This window comes from Candidatus Nitrosocosmicus sp. R, assembly GCF_054408505.1.
Genome location: NZ_CP167090.1, coordinates 815,068 through 839,807, shown reverse-complemented (window position 1 = coordinate 839,807; position 24,740 = coordinate 815,068). Strand labels below are relative to the sequence as shown.

The following is a 24,740-nucleotide window of genomic DNA, read 5'->3' as shown; positions in this document are numbered from 1 at the left end:
TCATTATTTATTTCTACCAAAATACCAGATACAATAAATATTTTTATGAGCATGCATTCTCTTAATCGCATGGTCTTTAAAGTATCAGGGACACTGCAACTTCCAAGGCGGAAATTGATAGTTTCATCTCAGGAAATTAATTTGAACCTAGTAGATGACACTAAGAATGAAAATACAATATTTGTTTTGATGGTTAAAGAATCGGCTGGATCAGCAGGGGGTAGGGGCGGAGGATCAGGTATGCGTAAAATTGACAGGATTGTGGCATTCAAAATTACTGGAAATAGCGATGAACAAATTTATGAAACTCAAGATTCGCAAGAGATTGAGGAATTTGATATCCCCTACAGTGCAGTAGCAATGGATATAGTTTTGGAATCCGGTGCTCCCTCGGTCGTTCAAGGTGTAATTGATCCTGAAATGGTAAACAGATACTTAGAAATAATAAGAAAAGCGACCTGATTACAAAAATCAAGTAGTCATCTAACATGCTTAAAATAAAAATGTTCCTGCTTACAATCTAAAGAACAAAATTCAGACTTGCAACTGAAGTTATTTTTTTCATAATTACATTTTATTGGCTCAATATTATTAAACTCTTTATTGCAAAAGGTACAAAAGCTTTCCAATAAAGGTATACCTAATTCTGTGAATTTTGAATCACATTTTCGTTTCTCTTTATACCAAAGAATTTGATAAGATGTTTTTTCAGAAAATGTCATCACGATATCAAACGCTTCATAAAATCCGGCAGCCATGAATTGCCTGTAATATGCTCTATTTTTTGAATGTGATTTGAAAAATGCAAGGACCCAGTATTCTACAGTTGGCTCATAATCTGAATCATGGTCCATTACTAATAACCTGGACATCATAATTTAATACTATGTTTATTCTTGAATATCTCCAATGCCCTTACAAATCACATAGGCTGCCACATACTCTGGAAGAGTATTCATTCCAGTTTTTATATTAAATTGTTTTCCTTTCAAAGATATTTTTATGTCTAATTTTGATTCTATTTCAACATTAGAATCTCCGATAAAACAGGCATCCACAAATGGATTGAATGAATCCAAGTTTTTGCAAAAAGCTTTGATTAATCCACTCTTACTATTAACGGAGCCAGCAAGTCGGAAAATTCGATGAACGTCCATAGTGACGTTAGGGTCGATTTTTGCAGATAGGTTAAAAATATAGGTACTAATAATGTCCTTGATGTTGGTACTATTTGCATCCTCCATGCGATTATATTTCTTAACAAACTTGTCATCAATCCTATGATTCTGAATGGGTAAATGCATGGAATCAAAAATTCTTTTTCTCCAGCCCTGGTTATAGAGAACCTTGTTGTGAATCGGAATAAGTACTCCTTCAGCGTTTTTTCTAAATCCTAAATTCTCAATCATGTATCCTTTACACATTAAATATTGTGCAAAAGCATTTCTTTTCTTAGCTGAGGCACCATAAAAAATCTTATCGACAACGTGAATGTGATATCCGTTGTTACCCGAAAAATAGATAAATATACATTCTTTATCAATCCCAAAATCATCATAAAGTATTTCTATTAGCTTTTTGACTTCCCCGTTTAGAGATTTGAAACATCTAGTGCACGGGATTTCGATAATTTGTAATCGAGTACTATTACATACTTCACATTTGGAAATGATACCTTTAGAAATAAAACTACAATCCTTACACTTAACCAAGTTATGACTTTGAGCACATTCTAAATGAAGATCCTTTCCATCAATATCAAATATAAGATCAGACCCGATCCAACCTTTTTGATCGATTTCTGCCCTCGGATTTTGATACCTGGATGAGGAATAAAAGATATCTGAAGGAGAAAATTTTATGATATACGCATATAATTCTTTCTTATCGTTAAAGGTTAAGTGCCGATGGATTTTTCCGTCGAACAGTCTAAATCCAAATTCATGTTCATTAATCAACTCATGCAGTTCGAGTTGTGAGTAATGATAAAAATAGTATTTCCTGAAGATCCCTTCAAGCCAATTCTTATTCTTATCGCCAGGCTCTGCATTCTGGTATTTGGATGTATGCTTGCCCTTTTTGATGGAATCTTTTGAATCAAAGGATAGTGCATCAGACATACTAGATATTCGATTTCTTCCTAATGAGCTGAATAGGATTGCTAATTCCCTGACATATTTTTGTCTCATAACATAAATTTTCTAGTTTAATCTTTTCACAAGAGGGAACATAATATCTTTTAGAACCACCTTTTTTACCTGCAAGGTGTTCCAACTGATAGCGAGTAATTTTTTCATCGAAATCGGGTAATCGTTTGAAAAGATCTAACATCTCATCCAGAGTTTTATTGGAATAAATTAGAAATGTGCCCAAAAGCAACCTTGCAGGATGGGGCAAATTTTCACCTTTACTAATTTGATCATATATGTGTTGGATGCATGGAGGTGTAACTGCTTTGTAAACAGGTGTATAAAATGACGGGTGCATTTGTTCCCAACGAGTTTTGATAGAACTTGAAATCGCCATTATGGTATCGGGGATTCTATCAATGTTCATTTTCTTGATCCTGTCAATTATTAATAAATAAAGTTCATTTCTGAATAACCTTACTATTTCACTTCCATCCAAATACACAAATCCATTGTGAAGAGTCCTGTTGACTAAATTCCATTCTTTCTCTTGAAATGCAATGGGGTGATCCAAATAATCAGTGATTCGGATTTTGTAAAAGTTATAAACATTTTCTTCTAACAAGATTTTAGTACTAAATAAATCCTCAAAAATCTTGTAGAGTATTAGTTTGATAGTTTTATCATCTCGATTGGCTGTATTTAAATCAGAAATAAGGTACTTTTCAAATCTCATTGATTCCAACAATGCAAATTTTTTAGTCACTGCTTCGATTGAAACAGATTTGACTAATAACAATGAAATAAGGAATATGATAACCTCTTCCTGTACTATCGTTTCATGTGTTTTGTTATAATTAATTTGATATTCATCTCTTTCAAAAAATAAATATTGCTCTATTTTTTCATTAGCCTTGTTTACTAGATGCAGATAATCTCTACTTTCGAGATCATCGAGTTTAAAATCATATTTAGTAATATACGAAAACGCTTCTTTTAAGAAAGGATATTTAGCCAGATCCTTATTACCAAATCTCACCACCAAATTGTACTTGATGATATAACACATCAAAATTAAATAAAATTTTCTATGGATTAAACAATTAAATTTAGAACACGTTATTAAAAGATAGGTATATGGAAAAATTACAACTTTCAAACTCTTGCAAGAATTTAAAACACATAGAATGTGATGACTGCATGTGTAATTGTCATTTGCCCGGTACTATGGAAAACCTCGCAAGAAAAATATCGATGCTAGATAAAACAAGCCCAGGACTCGGGGAGACTATTTAATAATTTAGTTCTGATCGGTCTACTTCCAATTAAATTGCCTGGCAATCACATGTGGTGGTTGGATCAGCAATTCATAATTAGGTAAAGATCGATTCATCACTGGTTACATTATGGTTGGCTGGGTTCGCATTAGAGTCGGATGTGGACCAAAATTTGGGATATGTGTTTGGTTTCATAACGATCCGCTTTATTTGGAAGCAAATTCCCTTCTTTTTACTAAGAAATTCATCAAAATCTAATACAGAAATACCCAGTCCAACGATTTCTCCTTTTAGGGAATAGATACCTACTAAATCACCCTTTTTTAGGTTTTGAGGAATTGAGACTATGCCAGGGAGTGCTAACTGTGCGCCGTGGCATAGAGCATCAATTGCAGTATCCCTAATAGTTATTGCTGGAATATGAGTCATAGCCATTTCAATTGGAAGCATGATTCGTCGAAGTTTCTCTTCATTGCCGGATTCTTTATACAACTGAAATGCATCTACCAGATCATGTAGTCTAACAAAGTCGGTTTCATCTACAAAATTACAAACTTTAGTCCTTCGTAACTCGATCATTGAAGCGCCAACTTCAAGAACTTCCCCTATATCATATATTAGTTTACGAATGTATGTTCCAGACTCACATACTGTTCTTAATAATAACAATCGATCAAATTGATCATGTAATTCCAATTCGTAAATCGTTCTAATGCGTGTCTCACGTTTCACAGATGATCTTTGGGGTGGTTTTTGATATATAAGACCCGTAAATTCCTTCAGTACTTGACTAAGTTTCTCATTGGAAACATGACTATGAAGTCTAGCCAAGGCAACATATTCCTTTGGCCCCATGAGTAGTACTGGGACTATTTTTGTTCCTTCATCTAATCCAATAGGCAACAATCCAGTAGTTCCTGGATCCAAGGTACCGCTATGTCCAGCTTTTTCCAAACCAAGTATTTTCTTAACGTATGAAACAATTTCGTGACTTGTAGTGCCAGGTGGTTTGTCCAACAAAATCAGTCCATAGCTCAATAATTGGGCAATGGGTCTATTATTAGGATAATATCCAAATTTCTCATCGGACGTTCCATCATTTATCTTTACTAATTTGTCTAATTGAGGAAGATTAAATTCCATTAATTTTCGTTACCTTTAAATTTTATAATATTCAAGATGAACTTAATACATTCTCTACTATGTTTTTTGAAATAATAATTAAAGATTTTAATGATAAGATATCAGTATTCATGGCAAAGTCGAATACATCTAGCTTTTCCCCAAATTCAAACTGATATAGTTTTTGATAAATTAATTTATTTTCAACATCGCGTCGTTGTACTATTTTCTTGGCAATATTAATATCTATTTTATCTCTCATTGACATACGTTTTGATCTATTATCAACAGAGCCCTGCAACCAAAAATTTATTGTTGCGTCTGAGATCCATGGTAACGTATAACTAGTAATGACGACGTTTCCCTCTTTAACAAGCTCAATCAAACGATTATCTACCTCTATGTCAAAGTTTGGATTATTGTTGCGTTCTTTCATAAATTTAGCTGCCTCTTCTGTATCCCACCAATCATGATTGAGTGACGAAGAATAACCTCTTTCAAACGCCATCATCTTTAATATATCTCCCCCGTTCCAAAGTTTTAGATTAAAATCCTTTGCTAGATTTTCAGCAATCGTGGTCTTTCCCACAGCGGGCCATCCAGAAATTACAATACTCATCTTTCGATCCACATTGTCTTCACTTTTCTTAATATCCTTAATTTGATTTGATCCCATTTTTAACACTAAAACTAGATTTGGGTCAATAGTGACCTGTGTATATATAAAGCTATCAATGATTTTTTTGCTATCATTTTCTTAATATGACCTCACAAATATCATCTGTAGCCTTTTCAATCTCATTTGTATTATTTTGTATAATATAGAAAGGGCAACCAGATATTATGGAGCTTGAAGATATCATACTCTCAGATAACCTTAAATCATCGCCAATACGGTCAATAGAAATCAGATCTCTTTGTCTGCTATTATCGTCAGTCCTTCTTTTATGAATCTCTTCAGATTTTGCTGTGATCAGAATCAAGTGCGAAGGATTTATTATATTTAATAATTTTAACGGCATACCTGGATAATACCCGTGCTCAGTTCTGATAAATAAGTGGGTGTCGATAATTACAACGTCATTACCTAATGAATTAATATAGTTTGCAGTCATTTCTTGTAAAGACCTCTGCTGCTCTATAGATAACTTCCTGAGTTGGTCGCGATTGTTGATCGATAGGAGTTTTGCTTGTTCGAACATGATCTTACCAAATTCGGCGATTTTAGTATCGATACCCTCTTGAGAGAGCAAATTAAATACATTTGTTATAACAGTAGATTTTCCTACGCCTGGAATCCCAACTATCATAACGCGCTTAGTCATATAATTCTATTTAGAAAATAAATCCTTTATTTTTAGCTTTATAATTGATAATAATAGTTTCATTAATTTGCAAAGTATTAAAATTTGAGAATATGTGGTATGATAATGATTTTGATTTTGAAATCATTATCATGTGACCAAATTCTTCATGTGCGTCCTAATAAGGAAGCCAATTTTGGCATATGAACGTCGACTTGTTCTCTAACCAACAAGTTATAGTAGTTCACAAGTATATCCACCATCAGTAACAAACCTATTCCAGTTCCAAAAACATTGAATAAATCGGATACAGAAGCCAATAACCCGATTATTACTCCTCCTATTATAGTCACAGACGGGATATACCGGTTTAGCAGGGATTCCACTGAACTTTCCGACCGTCTAAAACCAGGTACTTGGACATCCGCATCCAATAGATTCTTCGCCGCCGCCTTCGCAGAGAGTCCACCTCAGCTCCACCCAAAGCCGGCCAAAGATGGTAACAATCGTCGTCAAGAACAATACGTATACAACCGCTCTGACGGGATCCGCTACGACAGCCTCAAAGGATCTAGGCGCAGTAATATAATAAAACAGACCTCCAGTAGGTTTCTGCGATTGCGCGTCGTACTGCGCTATATAGTTGAAGGCAGGATTATCGTTGTTAGGATTGTAATTTACCCAGAGCATTTGCCCTATGAAAAGCGCGTTCGCCAAAAGCGCAGACGCCAAAATCACGGGGATGTTGGACGTATAAAGTAATTTGATGGGATATGTCGCAGTAAAGCCCCGATACCGGGTCGATACTATAGGTATGTCCACGTGTATACCCTGAACGTAGACCAATAGCAGCAATATTCCCGCAGTCATCCCAAGTCCAAAGAGGCTGGGCATATTTGGTACAGGTGCAGGTGGTGACGCACGGAGTATAGCGTCTCCTATATTACCCTCCATTCCGCTTGTGATCATGAAGGGTATCAAGCCACTAGGTTCAGTGCCACCAGGTATTGGTATGGGATTAAAGAGACTCCACATTATCGCTTGCGCGACCCCGGCCATAATGAATATACTGATTCCTGAGCCAAGCCCCCATCCTTTCTGAACCAATTCATCGAGGTACATGACTATAATGGACGCCGCCATTAACTGCGTTATTAATACGGCCAAGTGGAGGCCCGACGGAGTAGCACCACCATATACACTTACACCATACAGTAGTGTTTCTGCAACGATTACAATTATTGTCACTATTTTTGTAGCAGATGTAAAAAGGGATCTATCATTAGGATCCTTAAAGTTTAGTTTTAATATATCCGAACCTTTCAATAACTGCATTAACAATCCAGCAGTAACAATAGGACCAATTCCAAGCTCCAACAAAGTTCCCTGTTGGGCAGCAAAGATTACTCTGGCAAAAGCCAATGGATCATTTGCGGGATCGATAATTATTCCAAATAATGGAACCTGGCCCATTACTAAGTATATAAGCATAGCAATGCCAGTCCATATCAATTTATTAGTTAGAGTAATTTTCTTTTTAGGTTTCTCAACTTGTGGGATAACAGGGGAGATTGTCTTTACGATTGTTCTAAATATACCATCATTCTGTACCTGAGCTCATCTAAAATTAGCACCTCTCCTCCAGCTGCTGTGATTTTGTTCTTGGCAGAGTCTGAGATCCTTTTTACCCGAACTGTAAGGGCAGAGTTTATGGCTCCATTACCCAATACCTTATCATACCCCAACTTTTCTAAATCAAGTATGACCTTACCATCTTCACTAGTTTCTGAATATTTTACCAACTCATTCAAGTCTTTAAGATTTATCCATCTCAAAGAATCGCTTGGTCTTAATGCATGAAATTGTTCATGTCCAAAATGATTCGGTTCCTCTTTAAGTGTTCTGATGAAGAAGTGCTTGTGCTTTCCAGCGCCTCCTACACCGCCTCTACTTCCAGAAGCTCTATGTTGACCAATTTGGCCCCATCCGCAAAAGCGACTTCCGCGCTGTTTTCTACTTTTTCTTAATCGAGTAGCCATCTATTATCACCAAATGTCCCTTAGTGGATAAGCAACTTTGGGTATAAATATTAAAGTTTGCAATGCTTTACTAAACGACAAATAATTATTGTTCATAGATTACATCATCCTCTTTACGATTTCTAACAAATCTTTATTTTCCCCCAATATTCCATTTTGAGAGTGCAAAAGCTTTGATTTTTTCTTAAATCCGCCTCTTGGAGGATTCAACGCAAACCATGGTTTTATTCCATCTATTTTGGAAAGATATGTTTCATTCTTGGAGACATCAGAGACAACCTTGCTAATGTCAGTATTGGATGTTTTTCTAGATTCCTCCTGCCTCTGATTGGAAAGCAATTTAGATGATGATGCACGGCCTTTTTGTTCTATGAATTCTCTGATAAAGTTTTCCTCAACGGAAGTCCAAGCAACAATTTCTTTTATTTTCCTGAGCATCCCCAATGTTTGGTCATTTTCTGGAATCAAAGTTGCACGAAATTTCTTGTTAAGATGTAAACTTTCAAGTGTTACATTTGCCCAATTGGGAATGTTAACAGTTCCTTTCATTCTAACTACTAAAAACACCATTTCAATTCCTATCCTGTGATAAACGTACTTCTTAATGCACTAAAAATTGCTTTTGCAGTAGACGACATCGTATTAGTAGATCCAAAAGACCTACTCCAGCAATCCTTTAATCCCGCTAATTTCAACAAGTTTCTAATATTCTCACCAGCTACTATACCTAATCCACGAGGGCCAGGGATCAATTCAATCGTTACACTGCCACCTCTACCCTGCACTTTAAACGGCACCGAATGAGCTTGGTGGCATCGACATTCCCAACTTCCGCATCCCAATTTTACTGGAATGACGTTTAAATAAGAAGCATTGGTGGCCTTGTCTATAGCGTTTCTCATTTGTGAGGCTTTACCTTTTCCTATTCCAAACCAACCAGACTCATTGCCTATTGCCACAAGAGCATTAAATCTAGTGAGTTCGCCAGCATCGGTTTGTTTTTGTACTATTTCGACGCTTACGACCTGAGTTTTGATATCAGGCAAAAGGTGTTTCACAATCTCAGATTCCTGAATCCTCATTCCATTCTCAAATATTTGCTCCATAGAGTTAATTTTACCACTGGCTACCATAATACCAAGTGTAGTTCGGGGTTTCCATTCTACCTCAGGTTCACTAGGCCTAGACATCCTACTCATTAATTACACCCGATCCATAAGGCATTATCAATTCATTAATCATAATAACTTTCATTCTCAACACATTAGTACCTTACCAAAATCAGTTATTTTTTTGTTTATTATTCTTTCGGTAAATATTATTGTAGTCAAGTTTTCACCCTAATTGAAATTTCCGGCAGAAATTCGAGTCTTTACTTCTTCAAAATGTTTTGGATATTCTTCTGGATTAATATTCTTACTAAATAACCCGGAAAATTGTTTCTCATATTTATTTTTATCCTCCTTAAGAATTGTAGCATATAGTGATATGTGGGTACCATTTATTCGATTTTCATCAGGCAAAGTTTCTTCAGATAATGGAATATTGACTCCAGCAGCAGCAATACCTTTAAGACAGGCTGCTACTTTGCTTGTGAAAGATCTCTGACCAGTATACAAAATGGCAGAATCAATTTTTTTGGCAAGCATTTTTTTTCCAAGCATCAATCCGACCAGATAACAAGCAGATAAGTTATTAGTAGAACCTTTCCACTCAAATTTAGCCAGCTCTTTACTATTGGAAAATGAGAGGACGATATCACCTTTAATCGACGGTTTGATTAATTGACAGTGAATATTTTGATTACTGATTCTTACCGTTATGAAATTTCTTTTGCTAATTAACACAGCCTTTCTTTTTCTATAATTTGTTTTATTATTTCTTATTCTTTTAAGCGTTTTAATGTAAGACATTCATTACTTCTCCTTTATTCTAACAATCAAAAAAATTCTCTTAAATCTCTTATAAACGTTTTAAAAAATAGATTAAGAAATAATGTTAATGAATAAGCAGATCAAACATATCATCAAGTTCAAAATAAGATTCATTGTATAACTGTTAAATCAATCAGAATATTTTAGTCATTTTGAATCTGTTATGCATGGTAGACTTTATGAAAGGTCGAAAAACTATGATAACATTAGATTATTCTTTTATCTTGGATTAGCCTGTCAGTCATAAAAAACAGAATGATTACATAAAGCAAGGTATGCATTTTTGCATACAATTGTTGGAAGATCCCAAAAAAGTATTGGAAGGCTAAATGTCCAAGCAAAAGGCAGGTCCATTAACCCTTTGTATTCTTGTCTGTAAGGGCAATCAGCTGAACAGGAGTTTATAGATCATATTTTCTCTTAGCGAGAAGATAAATAGGCTTTTCAAAAGGAATTTACGAACCGTCATCAAAAACTTTACGAATGAGTCAAAAACAACGGAGGGTTAACAGATATTTTGTATAAGAATCATAAAAATATTTGAACTCTTCACCGGCCCTTGTTCGCAATTATACTTGCAAAAATACCTCCCCCTATTCCGTTATCTATATTTACAACAGAAAGACCAAATGAACAGGTCTGCAGCATGGATGCCAATGCACCTTTACCATTATTGCCATAACCATATCCCACAGAGCAAGGTACACCTATTACTGGAACAGATACCAGAGAAGTTACCACAGCTGGAAGTGCCCCCTCCATTCCAGCAACTGCTACTATCACATCGATATTGCTCGACATCATTTGCTTCAATGAGTTGAGCAATCTGTGGATCCCAGCTATACCTACGTCATAAGCAAGATAAGACGTGCAACCCATTGCTAAAGTTGCCAATCGTGCCTCTTCAGCAATCCCCACATCAGATGTACCAGCACAAATGATTCCCACTTTACCTCCTCTATTTTTAGGAAGAGAAGTTATCTCGTCATACACTAGTATAGAAGTTCCATTGTGGCCTCTGTCCACCACAAGACCCTTTTCGCTATAATAATTTACCAATTTGCCTACTATCAAAGGCTTAATTTTACTCACAAGGACATAGCCTTTTTTCTCAAGGATTCGATTAATAATGATCACCAATTCGCTGGTTTTTTTGTGTGATGCCAGAATAATCTCTGGAATAGATTTTCTAAAATCGCGGTTAATATCGATTTGGGCTATATCGTTCTCGATGTATTCCACAGAAAAAAGGGAGATAGATTTGATCACTTCATCAAGGCTTTTCTTGTCATTGTAATAATCTAACAAAATATTTCTTAAGTCCATAAACCATACAAACAAGTTAAAGCGGCAGAAGAGAGATTGCTTCTTTCACATTTTTAACTCCGTTTGTGAACTCTTGTTGTTCAAATTCGTTTAGGGGTAATTCTACAATCTTTTCTACTCCATCTTTCCCAAGTACCGCAGGAACCCCAATACACACATCTTTTACCCCATATTCACCATCAAGATATGTAGATAATGGAATAACAGTTCTTTTGTCTTTTACTATTGATTCAACCATAGTTGCCACCGCATTGCCTGGTGCGTATACTGTAGCGCCTTTATATTTAATGACTTCAGCAGCCACTTGTTTGGTTTTTTCATAGATTTCTTTTGATTGCTTTTCATCTATGAAATGACTTAAAGGTATTCCAGAAATCGAAGAAAATCTAATTAGTGGTAACATCCTTTCTCCATGTTCACTAATCACCATTGCTGAAATTGAATTTCTAGACATACGAGTATATTCATTAATAAAACTAGAGAATCTCGACAAGTCCAGCATTCCTCCCATTCCCATTACATTATTTTTAGGAAATTTTGTGGTCTTTAGAGTAAGATATGTCATTGGGTCCAAAGGATTAGTTACTATAATTAGTTTACATGTTTGACGATGTTGAGCAATTTTTGATGAAACATCCTTAACAATAGAAGCATTTGTTTTAAGAAGATCCATCCTCGTCATTCCAGGTTTACGCCCAATCCCGGCAACTAAAACGACTATCTCCGAATCCTTCAAAATACTAAAGTCATTGGTGCCCTGGACAAAACTGTCTATACCTTGTTCAGACAATTGATGATTGATATCCATTGCTTCCCCTTGCGGCAATCCCTCGATTATATCGATTAGATTTATTTGAGGATCTAATTCTCTTATACCGCAATTTAAGGCAACCGAGGCCCCCACTCTACCAGAACCAATAATAGATATTGTCATACAAATGTGACATTATTTTTTTTATTTATAGTTTTAAATTCTCCTAATATTCAAAGATTTAATAATCATATCAATGCCTTATAGAGGCATTCGATCCGTGATTAATTATATGGACTATAAAACCCATTATAGAGGAGTCATATAATAAAATTATATTTGAGAAAAGTAGTTGTAATTGATCCACAGGTTGCAGGAATTTCAGGAGATATGTTCTTATCTGCTTTGGTGGATTGTGGTGCCAATAAGAACAGAATCATAAATAACATAAAGAGTATAGAGAAACTATTTTCCGATACGAGAATAAAAAAGATAGAATTCATAAATTCCGAATCAAATGGAATAAGGGCAACAAAATTTCTTTTTGAGATTGAAGAGAAATCATTGGAACGAAATGCCTCTGAGATGTTAAGAATTTTGGCCGATAGCTGCAATGTTACAAATCTTTCTGAAATGGCAAAAAAATTTGTAATGGAGACGATAAAAACTATAATTAGAGTAGAGGCAAGAATTCACGGTAGAGAAGTTAGAGACTTGCACCTCCACGAGTCGTCTAGCCTTGACACGGCTGCAGACTTAATTGGAAGTGCAACTGCTCTGGATGACTTGGATTTATTTTTCGATACAACTTTTTATTCTACTAAGGTTGCTGTTGGAGGAGGAACAACCCATTTCTCACATGGAACGATTCCAAATCCTACAAACGCAGTGTTGGAAATTTTTAGGATTTTAGAGCTACCAATAACTGGAGGTCCAGTGCACTCTGAAATAACTACCCCTACTGGAGCAGCAATATTAGCAGGATTGAATCCCAAAATTATTAGTACATATCCTGAATTTATACCTCATAAGATAGGATATGGTGCTGGATTTAAGAAATTTGAGGGTCTTCCTAACATATTAAGAATTTCTATTGGAAAATCGAATATTCACTACTCCATACATTCAGATACAGTATCGGTTCTTGAGACAAATATTGATGATATGACCGGTGAGATGATTGGTGATTTGGTAGAAAAGTTATCAAAACAGGATGTAGGTGTGAAGGATGTCACAATGGTAAACGGAATAACTAAGAAGAACAGACCAGTACATATTCTCAAGGTTATTTGTTCAGAGGACATTGAAAAAAATATCATTGAATGGATTTTTAATGAGACAGGAACATTAGGTATTAGAAAAACAACAAATGAAAGGTATAAACTGGAACGGTTTAGTGTATTGCTCCCTATCATAATTGAAAATCATGAATATGTCATAAGTGTAAAGATATCAAAGGATCAGCAAGGAAGAATAATTAACGTAAAACCAGAGTTTGATAATATTAGAGAAATCTCAAACAAGCTTGGCCTTTCTTTGAGGAAGACGATGGAAACAGTCAATAATTTAATATTTCAAAGGAATCTATACGATATATAGCTGATCTTAGATGTCGATTAATTCAATCAAGAGTGAGGAGGATTCAAACCAAAGTAAATATCATCTACTAATTAATTGGTTTAAATCCACAAATTGTAAAGTTCTAGTCGCCCTATCCGGAGGAGTAGATAGCGCATTAGTGGCCCTCGCAGCAAGACAGGCACTTGGAAAAGAAAAAGTTCTGGCAATTACAGCAAATTATCAGACTTTGGCAAACGAAGAATTAGAAACAGCTAAAAAAGTGGCCAAAGAGATTGATGTAATTCATCTTTTACTAGAATACAACGAATTAGATAATCCAGATTTCACCAAGAATGATAAACTTCGTTGCTTTCACTGCAGAAATGAGCTGGCCATTAATTTGCTAAAGTTAGCTAAAGAGAAAAATATCACTCTGATCGTAGATGGTACTAATCTAGATGACTTAGATGATGATAGACCAGGAATGGTCGCACTGCGTTCTAATGGGATCAAGAGTCCCCTATTGGAAATTGGATGGGGCAAGAAGGAAGTTCGTCACTTTGCCAAAATCAATAATTTATCAGTTCATGATAAACCTTCGAATTCATGCTTGGCATCACGGGTTCCTCACGGAACGGAAATTAATTCTATCAGATTAAAACGCATTGAAAGATGTGAGATAATAATAAAAAGATTATCGGATGTAAGACAGGTTAGAGTAAGAGATCATGACACAATAGCTAGAATTGAGGTAGAGAAGAGTGAAATCATCAAGTTATACGATCTTGACAAAATTGATAAGATAGTATTTGAGATCAAAGAGTTAGGCTTTAAACATGTCACTTTAGATCTGGAAGGTTACGGAAAAAAAGATACAAGAAAACAGAATGAGAATGAGATAATAACAATAGATAAATATGTCAAAAAATAATCGTAATAAAACCAAGGAACCCATTTATCTGGATAATGCATCTTCCTCTCCAATTGACCTTAATGTAATAAATGAAATGCTGCCATTTTTAACCAGTTTCTATGGTAACCCTTCATCACTTCATGGGTTGGGTAGAAAGTCTACTATCGCCATTTCTAAGGCCCGAGTACGGATATCTAAACTAATCGGCTCTAAATCTAACGAAATTTATTTTACCTCTGGTGGGACTGAATCTAATAACTTGGCCCTGATCGGATGTGCTAGACTGATATCCACTCTAAAACCAACAGGTAAAAGATTATTGATATCCAAAATAGAACATGATTCAATAATAGAGACTATTAAATTCATAGAGAAGGATATGGAATTTGAGGTAGATTATGTACCCATAAAGAATGATGGATTGATTGATTTAGATATTTTTAGGGAATTGGTATCACCAGAAACCAGTTTGATTAGTATAATGCTAGCAAATAACGAGATAGGAACTATTCAACCCATCAGATCTATGGTTGAAATTGCAAAGGCAAAAAATAATAACACTATTTTTCATTCAGATGCAGTCCAGGCCCTTGGCAAGATTCCAATAAATGTTAATGACTTGAAAATAGACATGATGACGATTTCATCTCATAAGATAAATGGGCCAAAAGGGATCGGAGGGCTATTCATAAAACAAGGAATGCATATTAAGCCGATAATTTTTGGTGGTGGACAAGAAATGAATCTGAGATCAGGAACAGAGAATGTAAGTGCCATTGTTGGCTTTGGCAAGGCATGCGAAATTTGGAAAGAGAAACTAGAATCCGCCCAAATCAAAATTAAGGAACTTCAGAGATACATGATTTACAGAATAATCAATGAAATACCAGGGTCCATATTAAATGGATCAATTGAGAATCGAATTTCTAACAATGTTAACTTTTCTTTCCCTGGAATAAATGGAGAAAACCTGTTGATAAAACTAGATGAATATGGTATCGAGGCTTCTACAGGTTCTGCTTGTTCTTCAAACAAGAAACAAAAAGAATCTCATGTTCTAAAAGCTCTAGGTTTGACTTTTGATCAGGTAAGTGGTTCGATAAGATTTTCCATAGGATACCAAAATACTCTAGAGGAATTGAAAATTGCTGTTGATACTTTAAAAAATCTAATCATAGAATTTAGAAAAATAAACGGGGATGTTTTTGTATAAAGCAAAGGTGTATGGCTATATCTTCTGCAGAGCATTCTAAATAATGGTTATGCCTTAAATTGCTCATAGTAATATAGAAAGGTTCTTTTTAATGCTAATCACATATTATCATAATATGTCTTCGAACCAGAAAAATAATTTGAATACTGAAACTAATAACAAGAATACGAATGTGGGGGATATGGCACCAGACTTTGAGCTTTTAGACACGAATCAGGAAGTTCATAAATTATCAGCCAATAAAGAAGGGTTGACAATCTTGGCTTTCTTTCCGGCCGCAGGTTCTCCAGTCTGTACGGTAGAAATGTGCAATTTCAGAGATACTCTTAGTAGCTTAAAAAAAGAAAACATAATTATCTTGGGAATATCGGTTGATAGTCCTTTTGCAAATAAAGTTTTTGCTGAACACCATAACCTAAACTTTCCAGTATTAAGCGACTACAATAGGGAAGTAATTGAACAATACAATGTTGTGATGCCTAGTTTAGGTAAATTAAGAGATTTCAAAGTAGCTAAAAGATCCATATTCATTGTGGACAATAACAACCATAAGGTAGTATACAAATGGGTAACAGACAACCCCCTTATCGAACCCAATTATGAAGAAATTAAGACTATAATCACATAAAAATCAAATTTTCTTTAATTTGTTAAAATGATTAATCAAGTGCGGTAACTATAGACAACAAAGTAGGTATGTTAATCAAGAATTGCTACAACATCATTTCTTGATATACTTTGACCTTCTTTAACTTTGAGTTCTCTTACCGTCCCATCTCTAGGCGACTTGATGGCGACTTGCATTTTCATAGATTCCAAAATCACAATATTATCCCCCTGTTTGACAGCATCACCTTTGTTTACTGAAATTGATATAACCCTTCCCGGTATCTGACTGGATATTGTATTAAGGGAAGTGGCACCTCCTGTATTGGCTCTTGATTTTTCAATTATTTCAGTTAATTTTGCATGTTTCTTGAGCGACATTGATTGGCCATCTAATAATATCTTTAATTCTGTACTTGTGACTTCAAGAATCTTAATTTCATGGAAAGCATTGTCAAACAAGAATTCAAATTTATCTGATTTCATATCTAATACCTTTATGAGGTGATCTGATCCATTAATTTGGACAACTAAATTACCGTCCTTATCAAAACCTATAATTTTACCTTCAAATTCTTCTTGTATATCGTTAACCTTTATTTCCATTCTATTTCAAGCAACTCCGCCAAATTTCCAGATATTCTGAACAGAATGATCCCTTTTAATGGGACGTTTCACATTTTCGGTTTGAATGATCGCAGATGCAACCGCCGGTAATAGTCTATTTTGTCTATCAGAATTCTTAGCCTTTAATTCTTTTCTCATTTTCTCTATGATAGAATACCTATCAAGGTAATCTGTTGACAAATCACCATTAATAAAGTGTTCATCATTCATTATTGTTTTGTACAATGGGATAGTAGTATTTATTCCCTCAATCATGAACTCATCTAACGCATTTCTCATTCTTCGACGCGATTCATCAAATGATGATCCCCAAGCTATTAGCTTAGCGGTTAAAGAGTCATAAAAGCCTGATACGGTGCATCCAGGATACAAATAAGTATCCACACGTATGCCTGGACCATATGGCAAATTGCAATAAGGTACTTTACCCACTGAAGGTGCAAAGTCATAGAATGGGTCTTCTGCATTAATGCGACATTCTATTGCGGCTCCATGAAATGCGAGATCATGTTGTTTAAAGGGGATTGGTTCGCCATTTGCAATAGATATTTGCAATTTTACCAAATCTAGGCCCGTAACAAGCTCGGTTACAGGATGTTCAACCTGCAATCTGGAATTAATCTCAATAAAGTAAAAATTGCCTTGAGGATCGCACAGAAATTCTGCTGTTCCCGCATTTAGATAGTCAACTGCATCAGCAGCTCTCTTTGCTATCTCCCCAATTTCATTTCTCTTTTCAGAGGTCATTATAGGAGAGGGAGACATCTCAATTAATTTTTGATGTCTTCTTTGAATGGAACATTCTCGTTCAAACAAATGTCTGGTGTTACCGTGGGAATCCCTAACCAATTGAAATTCTATATGACGGATCTTCTCCAGAAACTTTTCCACAAATAAAGCCGCCTTCCCAAACGCAGCTTTCGACTCTGCTGAAGCCATTTCAAATTCTTGCCTCAACTCCTTTTCGTCCTTTGCAAGTCTGATACCACGTCCCCCTCCACCGTATGCAGATTTTAGTAAAACTGGGTATCCAGCTTCATTTGCAATTTCGACTGCTTTATCAACGTCATCGATAACTCCTTCACTACCCGGAACTGTGGGAACTTCAGCCTGTTTCATTATACGCTTACACTTCATTTTATCTCCAGTCAGCTCCATAGCTAGACTCTTTGGCCCGATGAAAATAATATTATTCTTCTCACACAATTCAGCAAAAGATTCATTTTCTGAAAGAAATCCATATCCTGGATGTATCGCGTCCACCCCGGCTTTTGCAGCAACTTCCATAATGCGGTTCATGTTCAGGTAACTTTGAGCAGGAGCTGCAGGTCCAATATGATATGCCTCATCAGCTCGTTTAACGTGGATAGAACTCTTATCTTCATCCGAATATACAGAAACTGACTTTATTTCAAGTTCCTTGCAGGCTCTAATGATTCTTAGGGCGATCTCTCCACGGTTTGCAATCAATATGCTGGTTATTTGTTTTGACATCCAATCACCTTTCTACAAATTGATATTCCCATGCTTTTTCCATGGCCTATTCTCTTTTTTGTTAGAAAGGGCGTTGAGGGCGCTTACTATTAAAGGTCTGGTTTCCATAGGATCAATAACAGAATCAATTGTTCCTCTTTCTGCAGCAATGTACGGGTTTGCAAACTTGTTTCGATACTCCTTCGCCAAACTTTTCTTTTTGCTTGCTGCATCAGGAGAATCTTTTAGACTTTTCCTATGTATAATAGTAATGGCTGCTTCTGGCCCTAGCACTGCGATTTCAGCTGTTGGCCATGCAATGTTCAAATCTGTACCAAGATTCTTACTGCCCATCGCAATATAAGCTCCTCCATATGCTTTTCCGATAATACAAGTAATTTTTGGAACAGTTGCTTCACAATATGCGAATAAAAGTTTACTTCCATGCCTGATAATTCCATTGTGTTCTTGATCAGCTCCCGGTAAATATCCAGGGGTATCTACAAGCGTAATTATAGGAATATTAAATGAATCACAAAATCTAACAAATCTTGCAGCTTTGGTTGAAGAGTGTATGTCCAATGCACCTGCTAAAAATAAAGGCTGATTTGCAATGATACCTACAGACCTACCACCCATCCTTGCAAATCCAACCACTATGTTTTCCGCAAAGAGTTCGTGAACTTCGAAGAAATTGCCATTATCAACAATAGCAGCAATGATTTCCTTAATATCATAAGATTGATATGGATTGTCAGGCAATACATTTATCAAATTAGTATCCAGACGGTTAGGATCGTCAACATCAGCTTCTAAAAATTCCGGTTCTTCTTTATTATTTTGAGGAAGGTAAGAGAGTAATGTTTTAATCTTATCCATACAGTCAACCTCGTCCTTCGCTACGAAATGTGCAACTCCAGATTTTGTAGCATGAGTTCTAGCACCTCCCAAATCCTCGAATGTAACTTCTTGACTAAGGACTTCTTTTACTACTTCTGGTCCTGTCACAAACATTTGTCCTATATTTTCAACCATGATAACAAAATCTGTCATCGCTGGAGAATACACAGCTCCGCCAGCGCACGGTCCAATACTAGCAGTTATTTGAGGTATAACACCCGAAGCAAGAGCATTCTTGAGAAAAATATCACCATAGCCGTCTAGGCTTGACACACCCTCTTGGATCCTTGCCCCGCCTGAATCAAGAATACCAATAATAGGACATCCCACCTTTAGTGCGTGTGACATAACTTTAGATACCTTTTTTCCAGCCATTTCTCCTAATGAACCACCCAAAACAGTAAAATCATAAACGTAGATAAACACTTTCCTACCGTTAATGGTGCCAAAACCAGTTATCAAACCATCACCATAATATTTTTTTACTTCAGGATCATCACCTCTATGAGTTACAAATTTGTCAATTTCAGTAAATGTATTTGGATCTAATAAAAGATTTATGCGCTCTCTCGCAGTTAGCTTCCCTTTGGAATGCTGAGATTCAACTTTATCTGGACCTCCACCTGCTTCAGCACTATGTTTTCGGTCGTAATATTGTTTTAGTTTTTCCTCACGCATATATTATGTTTTTAATCCTTTATAGTATTAAATATAGATTTTGCTTTGAATAATTGCGGATTCATTTTATGAACCACGTGGATTTGTTTAGTCCCTTTCGCGAAGTTCACGTAACCCATTCCTGCCTCCCTTAGCACGTCTAAAATAATTCAAACCAAGGTTGTAATTTTCATATAAGGATTCAAGGGTTTCGATTTCCATCCTTAAGAAATCTTTTTCATAATTAGAAGATCTATCTGAATTTTGTAAATCTTGTAATCTTTTTACTTTTTCTGCCAAGAGCTTACTAACATTATATTCATATTCACTTGACAACATATATCACTAGTTCATATCGTATAGGATTATACATTTTAATCTTTTTAAAAGCTAAAATAGACTATGCTAACCGGATTTTAGTTTTTTTGAGAAGGCATGCTTGTATTCTTCAAATAAATGAAGATCTGAGCGAGATAAGCAGGTTGAGCAAAAAATTGTTTCTATAGTACTAATATTTCGTTCAAGTTTTAATAGTGTCAATATCAAACTCTCTTGAAAATCTATCTTACTACCGCAAATGAAACACTTTTCCTTATTTTCATGCTGGGTGATAAAGTCGGCGAGTAGGCTGTCCCCATTATTTTTGCTCTGAATCGGATTATTGTTTAAAGAGTCTTGATTCTTTTTAGCACGAAGACCAGAAAGATTATAACAATCTTCATGAAGGATTGATTTAGCTGACCTAGACCAATAACCCATTATTCCGGGGTTGACCCTCTGTTTGCAAATTAAACAAAACCCTGGAAATTTTATAGTCATTATTAACCAATCACGGGCTAGTAAAGGATCCTTGTCCATTGTAGAATCTATTTAGGTATGAGAACCAGATCCATTGTTTAAAGTTTTGGTTTGATTGATTGTTTTTCAATTTCCTTTTTTAGGATTTCACTTAGCTTTAAGTTATCAAAATTATCAAAATCAAGATCTTGGATCGCTAGATTTTTCAGAATCACAATAAAGTTGGAATAATAGAAAAGACCAATTTTAGATACGCTTGTATGAAATATCTTTGATAGTTCTATTCTAAGAGGTCTTAATGATTGCCCCCTCATAAATATTGGCCCCATTGCTGAGAAGGGAACGGAATATTGGTTATATTCTATAGCCATATCTCTACTAATACTAAATAATTTATGGAGGAACAAGTCGTTGGCATATCTCAATAAGCTCCAATTTCGTTTTTCATAAATCCGGTTTATAAATAAATCAATCTCAGAAAGCTTTTCTAGCATATTTGCCAAATCATCTGATGGGATATTTCTCTCACTGCTAATAATGCTAGTATACAACGCATTTAAGAAATCTTTGCTGCGTTCCTCTGAGGTAAAGCCGTATTTTGGAGTTGAATAACGTATTGAGGATCTCATCAATAATTGTTTTGCTTGTGAAATGTCAGTTAGAGTAAAAAATTTGTTAATACACTCTTCAATTGACAATTCAGAACCTGTGTTACTATCTGAATCTACTTCTCCTTCCAGCTTTGCTTGCAAAGTATTCAAAAGAGTCCTGGCATCGCCGCGACTTTGACTAATAATCTTAAACTGCTCCGAACTTTCTAAATGCTTATTCTCCATTCTCATGACATTTTGGAGCAACAAATAACTTGCAAATGACGACAAGGGTCTGAATTCTATGACCTTACTATTTTTTACGATCTCTTTCATTTTATAACTCTTTGAATTGGAGGCCATAATTATCGGAATATCAGCAATCTTTAATATATTTGACAAGAATGGCATTCCACCATAATCATCCCTTGCTGAGATGCCATCTACCTCATCTAAAAACAATAGCATCCGCTTTCCAAAAATACTACTGTTTAGAAGGATCGGATTGATTATAGCCTCAAGATTTAGTTTATTCCGAAGGTCACTTGCATTAAGTTCAATCAAATCAAGATCTTGCAATTTCACTAATGATTTTATGAACGAAGTCTTTCCAGTCCCTGGAGGTCCTATGATTAGAAGTGGTTTTGCGCCCTTAATCCACTTTTTTAGCCAATTTATGATTAGAAGTCTTGATTTTTCATTCCCAAAAAAACTGTCAAATTCATTTACTCGGTATTTTTCTACCCACATTATTTCTTACAACCAATCTCTTTAAACTAAAAATTATTTTTTATCTAATTCGTTCTGAAATTTACGTAGAAGATCGGCTCTTTTAGTTACAAGCTCCCTATACCAGAATTCATTATAATGACTAACTGTCAGGAACAAAAATTCGAGAAAGGGTTTTATCTTTATATCATTATCTAGCATTTCTAAAGCCAATGATGCCTCAGATAAATATGCTTTACTCTTCTCCAAGGTTAACCTGAATCCTGATTTTACATCATGAGTAAGGTTTGAATAATAAAGAGGCCACGACGGTGACTTGATTCCCTTAGTAACAATTGCATCTTGGATCTCATTCCCACACCCAACACACTCTGCAGCTTTTGCCATACCGATATAATAAATTTCTGACAAAGGCCTTTGATTAAGACTCATATTTCTACCGGCAGTTCCGAGCACTGATCGGTATTTCTTGTAACTTCTCTCTAAATTGTCGTACGTAAGTTCAAGTTTTTTGGTTTTCAATTCATAATCGATTTGTTGACCTAAAAGTGCGTCATCAAAACCAGACTGAAATTCTTCCATTACTCCAGGTGCTGTTTCACTTATCTTTTGTTTTGCCAATAAAAGTATGTACGGGTTAATAAATTTGTAGTCTTCAAGATAATCAAGGTCTTCATCTCTATCCAAAATCCTATCCATAGGCTCACTCAAATCAATGGCAATTAAATGTCCATCTATTACATTATTTCTCATTTTGTCATCGTTTAAGCCCGTACTCTCAGCATAACCATCAAAAAGAGCATAAAATACGGGAAAAGTCATTTTTATGAAATTAGAATTAAGTATTCTATTTATTCGGTCAAACAAATCAGTCGGAGATTCCAACTTCAATTTAAGAGTTTCAATTTCTTGCGAGGAAAGCTCTAATTCATGAGTGCCACCAATTTCCTTTATGAAATCCCTATGTGTCTGTATGGGAGAATTATCAGATTTTATTAATCCATATATACCATCTTTATATCTTTGAACAAAGCCATCATATTCCTTCTTTGACTTATTAAGGTAAAATTTGAATGAAGTATATTTTTTGTCCCTGATCAAGCCACTTTTAAAAATCTTTCTCCCGGACTGGGTTGCCAATAAATTCTGTTTTCTAAAAATATAGTCATCTTTTCCACTCATCGAATGTCACTAAATAAATGATAGAAATCATAGTTTGTAATCATCTAGATGACATTGCAATCCTTTCCTGCTCGTTTTTCTTTTTTATTGCGTAACTGTTCATGTCGTTCTCAGAGGCTAACATTATTTCCCTGGCAAGTACCTCTTCCATTGCTTGAGGCGAAGAATAAGTCGACTCGCGCACTCCCTCGGCAATGAATCTCAAAGCTAGGTCCACTCTTCTTAAAGGTGAAACATCAACTGAAACATGATAAACCACACCACCATATACTATTCTGGTAGTATCCTCATTAGGAGCGGCATTTTCTATTGCCCTTATGAGTAATTCTACAGGATTCTTACCGGTTTCTATCGATATGATTTCGAGTGCAGTTTTTACAACATTCATAACCTTTGTCTTTTTACCACCCATTCGTCCCGTATTTTTAGCATATCTTTTTCCAAAATGCATAAGTTTGTTGACCAGTCGTTCAATAATGTTGACTTCTGCTTTTTTCAATCGTTGATGCTCATGACGTCCAAATGTTACCGGTATTGTCATTGAGGGATGTAAATGGATTACATTTTTCAGACCTTCATCAACTATTTCAATATTTCTTGTATCCCATTTGTTAAATAGGAGCATATTTGCTTGTTCTTTTCCACTCATTGTTATCGCCTTGGTTTCTCCTTCTTTCCTCTTACCAATTGATTTAGAGACACACCATTAACTTTGAATACTTGCCATCTAACTCCGGGGATATCACCCATTGCACCACCCATTGAGCCTCCTATCCCTTCCAAGACTACTTCATCGTGTTCATCTACAAAGTTTAATGCACCGTCTCGGGGCAAAAATGCCGTAATTGATTTTCCATTTTTTATTAATTGCACCCGCACACATTTTCTGACTGCAGAATTAGGCTGTTTTGATTCAATTCCGACCTTTTCTAAAACAATACCTCTGGCTTGTGGAGCACCCTCCAACGGATTAGCCTTCTTATCTAACATCAACATTCTACGTTTATAATACTTGTTTGACCATCGGGAGCGCTTTCGTTTGGTTTTTAAAACCCTACCCGAGAATAATCCTAACGGTGATTTACTCAATAAAGATCACATCTTTTCACTTTTAATTAATTGTTCCGGACTAACAACCAGGACATTCGTAATATTGAAATATCTCTTTGCAAGTAGGCGGGCTTTGTCTACATTCCTTCCATCCTTACCCACGACTAGTCCCTTTTTCTTTGCATCTGCAACAACTAAGGCTATTTTGGTTCCATCCATACGATCGTTTATACGAATTTCTTGAATAATATTTGAATTGAAAATATTCTTGACAAAATCGGTCGGATTCTCAGAATGTTCGACCAATTCTATTTTCTTATTAATCACGTTCTGTAACTGCTTAATATTGGAGCCCCCTTTGCCAATTGCCATTCCCATTTGTCCTCTGTTTACAACAAAAATTACACGTTCCATCTTTTCATCAATTATACAGTCCCGGGCATCTGCGGCCGTGACTGTTTGAAATAACGATAATAATCGAAATTCATCTGGAGATAACTTAATTTTTTCACTCATTTCATACGCACCCAATAACAAAAGAATAATTCATCCAAGTATAA

At 35.5% G+C, this 24,740-nt stretch carries 29 protein-coding genes; 6 read left to right on the top strand and 23 right to left on the bottom strand.

Annotation, left to right across the window (positions count from 1 at the left end; genetic code table 11):
* The first annotated feature begins 69 nt into the window (after positions 1–69).
* Positions 70–462, top strand: a complete 393-nt coding sequence (locus AAGU22_RS04345; RefSeq protein WP_458721007.1) for a hypothetical protein — start codon at positions 70–72, stop codon at positions 460–462.
* Positions 463–890: 428 nt separating this feature from the next.
* Here AAGU22_RS04345 and AAGU22_RS04340 read toward each other — a convergent pair whose 3' ends face one another.
* Positions 891–2,120: a DNA primase small subunit domain-containing protein gene (locus AAGU22_RS04340; RefSeq protein ID WP_458721006.1), complete on the bottom strand. Its 1,230-nt coding sequence runs from the start codon at positions 2,118–2,120 to the stop codon at positions 891–893.
* A gap of 1 nt (position 2,121) precedes the next feature.
* Positions 2,122–3,198 carry a hypothetical protein gene (locus AAGU22_RS04335; RefSeq protein ID WP_458721005.1) on the bottom strand — a complete coding sequence of 359 codons (1,077 nt, stop codon included), beginning with the start codon at positions 3,196–3,198 and terminating at the stop codon, positions 2,122–2,124.
* A gap of 68 nt (positions 3,199–3,266) precedes the next feature.
* On the opposite strand from AAGU22_RS04335, the gene AAGU22_RS04330 reads away from it, so the two are divergent.
* Entirely contained in the window at positions 3,267–3,425 is a 159-nt protein-coding gene (locus AAGU22_RS04330) for a hypothetical protein (RefSeq protein ID WP_458721004.1), read from the top strand.
* Between the two features lie 77 nt (positions 3,426–3,502).
* Here AAGU22_RS04330 and AAGU22_RS04325 read toward each other — a convergent pair whose 3' ends face one another.
* The 11 genes from AAGU22_RS04325 to AAGU22_RS04275 form a co-directional block, all read right to left on the bottom strand.
* Positions 3,503–4,549 carry an RNA-guided pseudouridylation complex pseudouridine synthase subunit Cbf5 gene (locus AAGU22_RS04325; RefSeq protein WP_458721003.1) on the bottom strand — a complete coding sequence of 349 codons (1,047 nt, stop codon included), beginning with the start codon at positions 4,547–4,549 and terminating at the stop codon, positions 3,503–3,505.
* Between the two features lie 31 nt (positions 4,550–4,580).
* On the bottom strand, positions 4,581–5,204 hold the full coding sequence (locus AAGU22_RS04320; RefSeq protein ID WP_458721002.1) for a cytidylate kinase-like family protein: 624 nt from the start codon (positions 5,202–5,204) through the stop codon (positions 4,581–4,583).
* A gap of 73 nt (positions 5,205–5,277) precedes the next feature.
* Positions 5,278–5,853, bottom strand: a complete 576-nt coding sequence (locus AAGU22_RS04315) for an adenylate kinase (RefSeq protein WP_458721001.1) — start codon at positions 5,851–5,853, stop codon at positions 5,278–5,280.
* A gap of 146 nt (positions 5,854–5,999) precedes the next feature.
* The gene (locus tag AAGU22_RS04310) at positions 6,000–6,266 is read right to left on the bottom strand and encodes a hypothetical protein (RefSeq protein WP_458721000.1); all 267 of its coding nucleotides are present in this window, start codon (positions 6,264–6,266) and stop codon (positions 6,000–6,002) included.
* Entirely contained in the window at positions 6,235–7,362 is a 1,128-nt protein-coding gene (gene secY, locus AAGU22_RS04305) for a preprotein translocase subunit SecY (protein WP_458721738.1), read from the bottom strand. Before secY ends, AAGU22_RS04310 begins: the two co-directional genes overlap by 32 nt.
* A 47-nt stretch (positions 7,363–7,409) precedes the next feature.
* A complete protein-coding gene (locus tag AAGU22_RS04300) occupies positions 7,410–7,871 on the bottom strand; it encodes an uL15 family ribosomal protein (RefSeq protein WP_458720999.1) in 462 nt (153 codons plus the stop codon).
* Between the two features lie 99 nt (positions 7,872–7,970).
* Positions 7,971–8,441: an uL30 family ribosomal protein gene (locus AAGU22_RS04295; protein WP_458720998.1), complete on the bottom strand. Its 471-nt coding sequence runs from the start codon at positions 8,439–8,441 to the stop codon at positions 7,971–7,973.
* Between the two features lie 8 nt (positions 8,442–8,449).
* Positions 8,450–9,070 (bottom strand): 30S ribosomal protein S5, encoded by a 621-nt coding sequence (locus AAGU22_RS04290; RefSeq protein WP_458720997.1) that lies wholly within the window; start codon positions 9,068–9,070, stop codon positions 8,450–8,452.
* 141 nt (positions 9,071–9,211) lie between these two features.
* Positions 9,212–9,784 carry a 50S ribosomal protein L18 gene (locus AAGU22_RS04285; protein ID WP_458720996.1) on the bottom strand — a complete coding sequence of 191 codons (573 nt, stop codon included), beginning with the start codon at positions 9,782–9,784 and terminating at the stop codon, positions 9,212–9,214.
* A 570-nt stretch (positions 9,785–10,354) separates the two neighbouring features.
* Positions 10,355–11,113: a nickel pincer cofactor biosynthesis protein LarB gene (gene larB / locus AAGU22_RS04280; protein ID WP_458720995.1), complete on the bottom strand. Its 759-nt coding sequence runs from the start codon at positions 11,111–11,113 to the stop codon at positions 10,355–10,357.
* Between the two features lie 34 nt (positions 11,114–11,147).
* Positions 11,148–12,065 carry a malate dehydrogenase gene (locus AAGU22_RS04275; protein WP_458720994.1) on the bottom strand — a complete coding sequence of 306 codons (918 nt, stop codon included), beginning with the start codon at positions 12,063–12,065 and terminating at the stop codon, positions 11,148–11,150.
* 156 nt (positions 12,066–12,221) lie between these two features.
* Between AAGU22_RS04275 and larC the strand changes: the two genes are divergently transcribed.
* The 4 genes from larC (at position 12,222) to AAGU22_RS04255 (ending at position 16,196) form a co-directional block, all read left to right on the top strand.
* Complete coding sequence (gene larC, locus AAGU22_RS04270; protein ID WP_458720993.1) at positions 12,222–13,481, top strand: nickel pincer cofactor biosynthesis protein LarC; 1,260 nt, start codon at positions 12,222–12,224, stop codon at positions 13,479–13,481.
* Positions 13,482–13,491: 10 nt separating this feature from the next.
* The gene (gene larE / locus AAGU22_RS04265; RefSeq protein WP_458720992.1) at positions 13,492–14,373 is read left to right on the top strand and encodes an ATP-dependent sacrificial sulfur transferase LarE; all 882 of its coding nucleotides are present in this window, start codon (positions 13,492–13,494) and stop codon (positions 14,371–14,373) included.
* Positions 14,360–15,568: a cysteine desulfurase family protein gene (locus AAGU22_RS04260; RefSeq protein WP_458720991.1), complete on the top strand. Its 1,209-nt coding sequence runs from the start codon at positions 14,360–14,362 to the stop codon at positions 15,566–15,568. Before larE ends, AAGU22_RS04260 begins: the two co-directional genes overlap by 14 nt.
* A gap of 115 nt (positions 15,569–15,683) precedes the next feature.
* Positions 15,684–16,196 (top strand): redoxin domain-containing protein, encoded by a 513-nt coding sequence (locus tag AAGU22_RS04255; protein ID WP_458720990.1) that lies wholly within the window; start codon positions 15,684–15,686, stop codon positions 16,194–16,196.
* A gap of 71 nt (positions 16,197–16,267) precedes the next feature.
* On the opposite strand, the gene AAGU22_RS04250 is transcribed toward AAGU22_RS04255, so the two are convergent.
* The 10 genes from AAGU22_RS04250 to AAGU22_RS04205 form a co-directional block, all read right to left on the bottom strand.
* Positions 16,268–16,780, bottom strand: a complete 513-nt coding sequence (locus tag AAGU22_RS04250) for a biotin/lipoyl-containing protein (RefSeq protein ID WP_458720989.1) — start codon at positions 16,778–16,780, stop codon at positions 16,268–16,270.
* A 6-nt stretch (positions 16,781–16,786) separates the two neighbouring features.
* The gene (locus AAGU22_RS04245; protein ID WP_458720988.1) at positions 16,787–18,295 is read right to left on the bottom strand and encodes an acetyl-CoA carboxylase biotin carboxylase subunit; all 1,509 of its coding nucleotides are present in this window, start codon (positions 18,293–18,295) and stop codon (positions 16,787–16,789) included.
* Positions 18,296–18,307: 12 nt separating this feature from the next.
* Positions 18,308–19,852 (bottom strand): acyl-CoA carboxylase subunit beta, encoded by a 1,545-nt coding sequence (locus tag AAGU22_RS04240; protein WP_458720987.1) that lies wholly within the window; start codon positions 19,850–19,852, stop codon positions 18,308–18,310.
* A gap of 87 nt (positions 19,853–19,939) precedes the next feature.
* Positions 19,940–20,167 carry a hypothetical protein gene (locus AAGU22_RS04235; RefSeq protein WP_458720986.1) on the bottom strand — a complete coding sequence of 76 codons (228 nt, stop codon included), beginning with the start codon at positions 20,165–20,167 and terminating at the stop codon, positions 19,940–19,942.
* A 69-nt stretch (positions 20,168–20,236) separates the two neighbouring features.
* The gene (locus tag AAGU22_RS04230) at positions 20,237–20,650 is read right to left on the bottom strand and encodes a hypothetical protein (protein WP_458720985.1); all 414 of its coding nucleotides are present in this window, start codon (positions 20,648–20,650) and stop codon (positions 20,237–20,239) included.
* Positions 20,651–20,727: 77 nt separating this feature from the next.
* The gene (locus AAGU22_RS04225) at positions 20,728–21,969 is read right to left on the bottom strand and encodes an AAA family ATPase (RefSeq protein WP_458720984.1); all 1,242 of its coding nucleotides are present in this window, start codon (positions 21,967–21,969) and stop codon (positions 20,728–20,730) included.
* Positions 21,970–22,002: 33 nt separating this feature from the next.
* The gene (locus AAGU22_RS04220) at positions 22,003–23,130 is read right to left on the bottom strand and encodes a hypothetical protein (protein WP_458720983.1); all 1,128 of its coding nucleotides are present in this window, start codon (positions 23,128–23,130) and stop codon (positions 22,003–22,005) included.
* Positions 23,131–23,170: 40 nt separating this feature from the next.
* On the bottom strand, positions 23,171–23,779 hold the full coding sequence (locus AAGU22_RS04215) for a 30S ribosomal protein S7 (RefSeq protein ID WP_458720982.1): 609 nt from the start codon (positions 23,777–23,779) through the stop codon (positions 23,171–23,173).
* 2 nt (positions 23,780–23,781) lie between these two features.
* Entirely contained in the window at positions 23,782–24,219 is a 438-nt protein-coding gene (locus AAGU22_RS04210) for a 30S ribosomal protein S12 (RefSeq protein ID WP_144733459.1), read from the bottom strand.
* Positions 24,220–24,225: 6 nt separating this feature from the next.
* Positions 24,226–24,696, bottom strand: a complete 471-nt coding sequence (locus AAGU22_RS04205; RefSeq protein ID WP_458720981.1) for a NusA-like transcription termination signal-binding factor — start codon at positions 24,694–24,696, stop codon at positions 24,226–24,228.
* Positions 24,697–24,740: the final 44 nt, after the last annotated feature.

Coding starts and splice junctions, on each gene's coding strand:
- AAGU22_RS04345 (WP_458721007.1), top strand. CDS start 70: ATGGTCTTTAAAGTATCAGGGACACTGCAACTTCCAAGGCGGAAATTG.
- AAGU22_RS04340 (WP_458721006.1), bottom strand. CDS start 2,120: ATGTCTGATGCACTATCCTTTGATTCAAAAGATTCCATCAAAAAGGGC.
- AAGU22_RS04335 (WP_458721005.1), bottom strand. CDS start 3,198: ATGTGTTATATCATCAAGTACAATTTGGTGGTGAGATTTGGTAATAAG.
- AAGU22_RS04330 (WP_458721004.1), top strand. CDS start 3,267: ATGGAAAAATTACAACTTTCAAACTCTTGCAAGAATTTAAAACACATA.
- AAGU22_RS04325 (WP_458721003.1), bottom strand. CDS start 4,549: ATGGAATTTAATCTTCCTCAATTAGACAAATTAGTAAAGATAAATGAT.
- AAGU22_RS04320 (WP_458721002.1), bottom strand. CDS start 5,204: ATGGGATCAAATCAAATTAAGGATATTAAGAAAAGTGAAGACAATGTG.
- AAGU22_RS04315 (WP_458721001.1), bottom strand. CDS start 5,853: ATGACTAAGCGCGTTATGATAGTTGGGATTCCAGGCGTAGGAAAATCT.
- AAGU22_RS04300 (WP_458720999.1), bottom strand. CDS start 7,871: ATGGCTACTCGATTAAGAAAAAGTAGAAAACAGCGCGGAAGTCGCTTT.
- AAGU22_RS04295 (WP_458720998.1), bottom strand. CDS start 8,441: ATGGTGTTTTTAGTAGTTAGAATGAAAGGAACTGTTAACATTCCCAAT.
- AAGU22_RS04290 (WP_458720997.1), bottom strand. CDS start 9,070: ATGAGTAGGATGTCTAGGCCTAGTGAACCTGAGGTAGAATGGAAACCC.
- AAGU22_RS04285 (WP_458720996.1), bottom strand. CDS start 9,784: ATGTCTTACATTAAAACGCTTAAAAGAATAAGAAATAATAAAACAAAT.
- AAGU22_RS04275 (WP_458720994.1), bottom strand. CDS start 12,065: ATGACAATATCTATTATTGGTTCTGGTAGAGTGGGGGCCTCGGTTGCC.
- larE (WP_458720992.1), top strand. CDS start 13,492: ATGTCGATTAATTCAATCAAGAGTGAGGAGGATTCAAACCAAAGTAAA.
- AAGU22_RS04260 (WP_458720991.1), top strand. CDS start 14,360: ATGTCAAAAAATAATCGTAATAAAACCAAGGAACCCATTTATCTGGAT.
- AAGU22_RS04255 (WP_458720990.1), top strand. CDS start 15,684: ATGTCTTCGAACCAGAAAAATAATTTGAATACTGAAACTAATAACAAG.
- AAGU22_RS04250 (WP_458720989.1), bottom strand. CDS start 16,780: ATGGAAATAAAGGTTAACGATATACAAGAAGAATTTGAAGGTAAAATT.
- AAGU22_RS04245 (WP_458720988.1), bottom strand. CDS start 18,295: ATGTCAAAACAAATAACCAGCATATTGATTGCAAACCGTGGAGAGATC.
- AAGU22_RS04240 (WP_458720987.1), bottom strand. CDS start 19,852: ATGCGTGAGGAAAAACTAAAACAATATTACGACCGAAAACATAGTGCT.
- AAGU22_RS04230 (WP_458720985.1), bottom strand. CDS start 20,650: ATGACTATAAAATTTCCAGGGTTTTGTTTAATTTGCAAACAGAGGGTC.
- AAGU22_RS04225 (WP_458720984.1), bottom strand. CDS start 21,969: ATGTGGGTAGAAAAATACCGAGTAAATGAATTTGACAGTTTTTTTGGG.
- AAGU22_RS04220 (WP_458720983.1), bottom strand. CDS start 23,130: ATGAGTGGAAAAGATGACTATATTTTTAGAAAACAGAATTTATTGGCA.
- AAGU22_RS04215 (WP_458720982.1), bottom strand. CDS start 23,779: ATGAGTGGAAAAGAACAAGCAAATATGCTCCTATTTAACAAATGGGAT.
- AAGU22_RS04205 (WP_458720981.1), bottom strand. CDS start 24,696: ATGAGTGAAAAAATTAAGTTATCTCCAGATGAATTTCGATTATTATCG.